The organism is Empedobacter sp. 225-1 (assembly GCF_030328185.1).
Lineage (GTDB): Bacteria > Bacteroidota > Bacteroidia > Flavobacteriales > Weeksellaceae > Empedobacter > Empedobacter stercoris.
Genome location: NZ_JACALO010000050.1, coordinates 1 through 6,165, shown reverse-complemented (window position 1 = coordinate 6,165; position 6,165 = coordinate 1). Strand labels below are relative to the sequence as shown.

At 30.8% G+C, this 6,165-nt stretch carries 7 protein-coding genes and 2 tRNA genes; 2 read left to right on the top strand and 7 right to left on the bottom strand.

The genetic code is table 11. The features are described 5' to 3' along the window. The 4 genes from HX088_RS12570 to HX088_RS12555 all read right to left on the bottom strand — a co-directional run bounded on the left by HX088_RS12570 (window position 1) and on the right by HX088_RS12555 (window position 1,611). Window positions 1-71: transfer RNA gene (locus HX088_RS12570), tRNA-His, on the bottom strand. Window positions 72-117: 46 nt separating this feature from the next. Continuing rightward, window positions 118-191, bottom strand: a tRNA-His gene (locus tag HX088_RS12565). 118 nt (window positions 192-309) lie between these two features. Then, window positions 310-1,011, bottom strand: a complete 702-nt coding sequence (bshB1, locus tag HX088_RS12560; protein ID WP_171624003.1) for a bacillithiol biosynthesis deacetylase BshB1 — start codon at window positions 1,009-1,011, stop codon at window positions 310-312. Between the two features lie 3 nt (window positions 1,012-1,014). Further along, window positions 1,015-1,611: a glutathione peroxidase gene (locus HX088_RS12555; protein ID WP_171624002.1), complete on the bottom strand. Its 597-nt coding sequence runs from the start codon at window positions 1,609-1,611 to the stop codon at window positions 1,015-1,017. Window positions 1,612-1,874: 263 nt separating this feature from the next. On the opposite strand from HX088_RS12555, the gene HX088_RS12550 reads away from it, so the two are divergent. Next, window positions 1,875-2,936 (top strand): 3-oxoacyl-ACP synthase III family protein, encoded by a 1,062-nt coding sequence (locus HX088_RS12550; RefSeq protein ID WP_225542819.1) that lies wholly within the window; start codon window positions 1,875-1,877, stop codon window positions 2,934-2,936. A gap of 70 nt (window positions 2,937-3,006) precedes the next feature. On the opposite strand, the gene HX088_RS12545 is transcribed toward HX088_RS12550, so the two are convergent. Then, complete coding sequence (locus HX088_RS12545) at window positions 3,007-3,687, bottom strand: metal-dependent hydrolase (RefSeq protein WP_171624000.1); 681 nt, start codon at window positions 3,685-3,687, stop codon at window positions 3,007-3,009. A 17-nt stretch (window positions 3,688-3,704) separates the two neighbouring features. Next, window positions 3,705-4,631 (bottom strand): 1,4-dihydroxy-2-naphthoate octaprenyltransferase, encoded by a 927-nt coding sequence (menA, locus tag HX088_RS12540; protein WP_171623999.1) that lies wholly within the window; start codon window positions 4,629-4,631, stop codon window positions 3,705-3,707. A gap of 88 nt (window positions 4,632-4,719) precedes the next feature. Here menA and HX088_RS12535 point away from each other — a divergent pair, with 88 nt between their 5' ends. Further along, on the top strand, window positions 4,720-5,556 hold the full coding sequence (locus HX088_RS12535; protein ID WP_286484319.1) for a glycoside hydrolase family 25 protein: 837 nt from the start codon (window positions 4,720-4,722) through the stop codon (window positions 5,554-5,556). Between the two features lie 4 nt (window positions 5,557-5,560). On the opposite strand, the gene HX088_RS12530 is transcribed toward HX088_RS12535, so the two are convergent. Then, entirely contained in the window at window positions 5,561-6,046 is a 486-nt protein-coding gene (locus HX088_RS12530) for a hypothetical protein (RefSeq protein ID WP_286484318.1), read from the bottom strand. Between the last annotated feature and the right edge of the window lie 119 nt (window positions 6,047-6,165).

Here is a 6,165-nt window from a genome sequence, read left to right as displayed (position 1 = left end):
GGATGATGGGTCTCGAACCCACGACCTCCGGAACCACAATCCGGCGCTCTAACCAACTGAGCTACAACCACCATTTGGTACGAATTTTATTTTAAAACTAAATTCTAAAGTTTTTTGGGTGGATGATGGGTCTCGAACCCACGACCTCCGGAACCACAATCCGGCGCTCTAACCAACTGAGCTACAACCACCATTTGCCTTGTGAAATTATTGTTATTTAATTCCTCAATTGGACTGCAAATATAGCCTATTAATCGGTACTTGCAAATAATTTTCGCAAAAAAATAAAGGTTTTTTTAACCTTTATTTCTAAATTAAAGAATCTAAATTATTTACGCCAATATAACTTCTCGAAATAAAACCTTCTCCTGCCTCAGTTCCTATTAATCTTCCCAAATCATATGCACGATATCGAATAGAATCTGTAAAATTTTTGGATGAAATTGGCGTTTGTGGTTCGCTCGAATTTGGATCAAAGAATTGTGTTTTATAAGCCATACATGCTTCTACTTTCGTATCTATAAAACCTGAAATATCCACTACAAAATGAGGCTCTAATGGCAACCATTGAATATAATGAAAGTGTTTCTTAGGACGCCAAGCTGCTAAACCATTCTCTATCTTTGGCAATCCTGATAAAAAAATAGCGGTATTCACTAAATCTGATCCTTTTCCATGATCTGGATGTCTGTCATGCGGTGCATTACTCAAAATAATATCAGGTTGATATTTACGAATAACATCTACAATTTTCAATTGATTCTCTTTGTCATTCAAGAAAAAACCATCTGCAATCCCAAGGTTTTCTCTTACAACCACACCCAAAATATCTTTGGCATCATTTGCTTCTACACGACGAGTTTCATCAGTACCACGAGTCCCTAATTCTCCTTTCGTTAAATCGAGAATTCCGACTGTTTTACCGTTTCTAATTTCTTTTGCTAGTGTTCCACCACATCCCAATTCTACATCATCAGGATGTGCTCCAATTGCAAGAATATCTAACTTCATTTACTATTTATTTAACCAATCTATTATTTGTTTGTCATCCGGTTTTACTTTTGATGAATAAGCAGTTTCTAACGTTCCATCTTCATTAATCAAAAATTTTGTAAAATTCCATTTCACTTCATGGTCAGATTTACCATTCAATGATTTTTTTGTTAAGAATTTGAAAATTTCATTTTGATTTTTTCCAATGACATCACTTTTCGACATCAAAGGAAATGTAACGCCATAATTTAATTTACAAAAATTAGCTATTTCTTCGTTATTATCAAATTCCTGTCCACCAAAATTATCTGATGGAAATCCTACAACAACCAAACCTTGATCTTTGTATTCTTGGTACAATTTTTCTAATGCATCATATTGAGGTGTATAACCACATTTTGAAGCTGTGTTCAAAATCAAGATTTTTTTACCTTTTAAATCAGCAAAATTAAAATCTTCATCATTGATATCCTTAAATGTATAATCGTAAATTTTATTCATTTTTTGTGGTGTTTTTGTGGTTTGTTGAATGGATTGTTTTTTAGAAACTGATTTCTTTGTTTCTTGCGCATTACAAGCTATAAACAATCCTAAAAATCCGATGAATAAGTATTTCATTGTGTATTATTTTTAACAAATTTAAAAAAAATCGACAGAAGTCTAAGTTAAAGATTTTTAAAATGTTTTATTAATTTATAATATAATATTCACTTTCTGTACTGATTAATAAAAAATCTTTATTTGCTTTATGAATATTTCATTTTTTTAAACAAAAATTAAAATATTTATATATGTCATAAGATTTACACTACCTTTAATACTTAATTAAATAAAAAAGCTTTTTACTGAAGAAGAGTTCTAAATTTAGTTAGACAGATTAAATGACAAGTAAAATAATTGGTGTAGGTAACTACATTCCCTCCGAAACAATCACAAATTTATTTTTTGCTCAACATAACTTTCTTGATGAAAAAGGAGTTGCATTAAAACAAAATAATACCATCATTGCAGAAAAATTAAAATCTATAACAGGTATAGAAGAAAGACGGTATGCCAACAATAATCAAGTTACATCAGATTTAGGTTTCATTGCCGCTAAACAGGCGATAGAAAACTCGGGAATAGATCCAGAAACATTAGATTATATCATTTTTGCACACAATTTTGGAGATGTAATTTCAGGTACAATTCAATCAGATTCAGTTCCAAGCTTAGCTTCACGAGTTAAACATCAATTGCAAATCAAAAATAATTATTGCGTTGCTTATGATGTACTTTTTGGTTGCCCAGGATGGCTAGAAGGTATGATACAGGCGAATGCCTTTATTAAAGCTGGAATTGCAAAAAGATGTTTGGTTATTGGCGCAGAAACCTTATCAAGGGTTGTTGATATCCATGATAGAGACAGCATGATTTATGCAGATGGTGCTGGTGCTGCAATATTGGAAATAAATAATCATGATGACGAAGGTTTAAAATCACATCTTTCAGCTTCATTCACTTTAACTGAAAAAGATTATCTATTTTTTGGAAAATCTTATAACACAGAAACTTGTCCAGATGTCAAGTATATAAAAATGATTGGACGAAAGATATATGAGTTTGCTTTATCGAATGTTCCTGACGCGATGAAAAAATGTTTTGATGAAAGTGGATATACGATTTCACAATTAAATAAAATCATTATTCATCAAGCAAATGAAAAAATGGATGAAGCTATTGTAAAGAGATTTTTTGATTTGTATGAACAACCTGTTCCTGAGAATATAATGCCTATGGTTATTGATAAATTAGGAAATAGTAGTGTTGCCACAATTCCTATCTTATTAAAAATGATTCTGAATGGTGAATTATCTTCACATCAAATAAACAAAGGCGATATTGTTCTATTTGCATCTGTTGGTGCAGGGATGAATGTAAATGCAATTGTTTATAAATTTTAATGAACTTGTTCCATAAAAAAATAAAAGCTCGTCCTCGGACGAGCTTTGTATTTATGGATAATATTTTTTTCTAAACGGTTAAATCTTCCCCGATTTCTAATAAAATCAATTGAATATGACGTGAAAAGAATATTGATTTAGCTTCAGCTTTATCAATTTTTATTGGAGGAAATGTATCATAATGATAACCTAAAACTTTAGTTGCTTGAACATATTCTGCCGCAATTGAAGCGCTTTTAGCACCCATTGTAAAATTATCCCCTATTGGTAAAATAGCTAAATCTAATTGACCAATTGTATCGGGAATCAGTTTCATTTCATACGTCAAAGCGGTGTCTCCTGCGATGTAAATACGCTTTCCTTCACTCTCGATAATATAACCATTTGGATCACCACCGTACGTTCCATCTGCGAAAGAACTCGAATGAAAAGCAATAGTAGATTGAATTGATCCAAAATCAAAATTAAATTTCCCACCTGTATTCATTCCGTGCGAATTCAAACCTTTTGCTGCATAATAACCAGCGATTTCAGCATTCGAAATAATTAACGCTCCTGTTCGTTTTGCCAATTCTTCTACATCATACACATGATCTTGATGTGCATGTGTTAAAACGATATAGTCAGCTTTTAAACTTTCGAAATCGATATGTTTAGCTAATTCATTTGGAGTAATAAACGGATCAACAACAATGTGTTTACCATTTGCTTCGATAGCCAAAGAAGCATGACCTAAGTATTGAATTTTCATTGTATATTATTTTGTGATTAACGCGTTAAAGTATCGATAAAGTCAAATCCAATTAAGCTATATCCCAATAAAACAGCAAAGAATAAAGCTAACATTGCGACTTGTTTCAAGAACGGATCATAATCTTTTGGATCTTTTACAGCAAAAATTTGACGACGAATAGCATTTGCAAAGAAGATTAAAATTAGGAATACTAATCCTGATAACTTTCCTGATTTTGCTGGAATCATCGTTACATAAAGGGCACTCAAAACAAAAGGAATTGTCATTAAAGCCATTTGATAATACTTACTATTCTGAAATCCAAGCTTTGATGCAATAGTGATTTTATTATTTTTGACATCATTTTTGACATCGCGCATATTATTCAAATTCAACACTGCTACACTCCAACATCCCATTGATGCAGCTGGTAACAAAATTTGCCATTGAAATACTTTTGAATATAAAAATTCACCTCCAACGACAGCTAAAATTCCAAAGAATAAAAAGACAAAAATATCTCCTAAACCAATATATCCATAAGGTTTTTTTCCCATTGTATAAGCCATTGCTGCAAAAATAGAAGCTACCCCTAATCCAAGAAATATATAAATATACTTCATGTCATGAGGATAAAAAGACACATACAATAATGTAGCAACGCAAATCAAAGAAATGACAACCATGATACCTATGGCAGTTTTCATTTGTTTTTGAGTAATCAAACCAGAAGCAACTGCACGTTGCTCTCCTACTCTATTTGCATCTGTTCCTTTTACAGCATCACCATAATCGTTGGCAAAATTTGACAATATTTGGAAAGCTAAAGTTGTTAAAAGTGATAAGAAAAATATATCATTTCGGAAGATTCCTTCTGATTTTGCAATAAATCCAGCTAACAATAATCCACTCAACGAAAGTGGTAAAGTGCGAAGCCTTGCGGCTAATATCCATTTTTTCATACCGAACAAAGATAATGAAGATTTTACTTTTTTTATCATCGAAAATTGAACTAATATTGCATAGATAATTTCTATTTCATCTACTAAAATGCCTCGTAAAAAAATAAAACAACAACCTTTTTACAAGAAGATAAAACCTTCGACCTATTTTATTGCGTTTGTTATTTTGTGTGTACTTTATTTTACGTATCGTTACCGCCATGGAATTCATTATTACTTTACAATTGTAGAAAAATCATTGAAAGGTGAAAAAATTACTGATGAAAAAGTAACGAAATATGACATCAGAAATATTGAGGTAATGGACAAATATTATCTCAAAACGTTTGGCGTGGATGTGTCCCAATATCAAGGTGAAATTGATTGGACGAAAATGCATACTATCTACAAATTGTACCCCATTAATTTTGCTTTTATCCGATCTACTATGGGAACATCGTCTGTTGATATTAGGTTTGAGGAAAATTGGAAAGAAGCAAAAGAAAATAATATTTTGCGAGGTGCTTATCATTTTTATCGACCTGATGAGAATTCGACTTTACAAGCTCAAAATTTTATCAATATAGTAAAATTAAAAAAAGGTGATTTACCTCCAGTTCTCGACATCGAAACCTTACCAAAAACGCAATCGATGGAACGTTTGGTAGAAGGAATTAAGAATTGGTGCAAAATTGTGGAAGAGCATTACGATATCAAACCTATAATATATACCTCTGATAAATATTTTGAAGATTATTTACAAAATCATTTTGATGGCCACATCATTTGGATTGCCAATTACAATTTTTGGGTACAGGAAATGAAAGGTCATTGGAATTTTTGGCAGTTTACGGAAAAAGCAACTATAGAAGGTGTTAAACGATATAAAGTAGATGTCAATATCTATAACGGAACAATTGATGATTTGGAAGGTTTGACACTTTAAAAAATTAATGAATCAATTTTACAGCTCCTTTTCCATCATAAATCAATGTATCTTTTCTTATCATTAAAATAGTATTTTCTTCGATTATAGGGTAAAAATAACAATACTCACAATCTTTATCAGGTATCATTATACTGTCTGAGTATGATTTATTTTTATGAATCTCTACTATTATATAATCAGATAAATCACTTGGATTATTATCTAATATATCTACATAAGTACTTTTAAAAGTCTTTAAATCTTTATATCTATCTATAAAATCTAAGATGTAAAAATCTTTATAAATATTATTAATAGGATTACCTCCTTCATAACATAAATAATTATGTTTAGGCTTTAAAAAGCGAATTGATTCTTTTTCGGAGTTATTTTTAATTGTAAAGTGTATCATATTATTTTCTACTTTATCAACCCTTATTTTAATTTCTTCCTTAGTACAACTCAACAAACTAAATCCTAAAATTAAAAAGTAAATACTATATTTCATTGATAGCTAATTTACTTAAAGTAAATAAAAAAGCTCATCAAATTACACTGCCCCCAAAAAGTTAGACACTTTTGGGGGCATTTTTTATGGCAAGAAAAGTAAAATATGATGTAACATAC

Coding starts and splice junctions, on each gene's coding strand:
- bshB1 (WP_171624003.1), bottom strand. CDS start 1,011: ATGAAGTTAGATATTCTTGCAATTGGAGCACATCCTGATGATGTAGAA.
- HX088_RS12555 (WP_171624002.1), bottom strand. CDS start 1,611: ATGAAATACTTATTCATCGGATTTTTAGGATTGTTTATAGCTTGTAAT.
- HX088_RS12550 (WP_225542819.1), top strand. CDS start 1,875: ATGACAAGTAAAATAATTGGTGTAGGTAACTACATTCCCTCCGAAACA.
- HX088_RS12545 (WP_171624000.1), bottom strand. CDS start 3,687: ATGAAAATTCAATACTTAGGTCATGCTTCTTTGGCTATCGAAGCAAAT.
- menA (WP_171623999.1), bottom strand. CDS start 4,631: ATGAAAAAATGGATATTAGCCGCAAGGCTTCGCACTTTACCACTTTCG.
- HX088_RS12535 (WP_286484319.1), top strand. CDS start 4,720: ATGCCTCGTAAAAAAATAAAACAACAACCTTTTTACAAGAAGATAAAA.
- HX088_RS12530 (WP_286484318.1), bottom strand. CDS start 6,046: ATGAAATATAGTATTTACTTTTTAATTTTAGGATTTAGTTTGTTGAGT.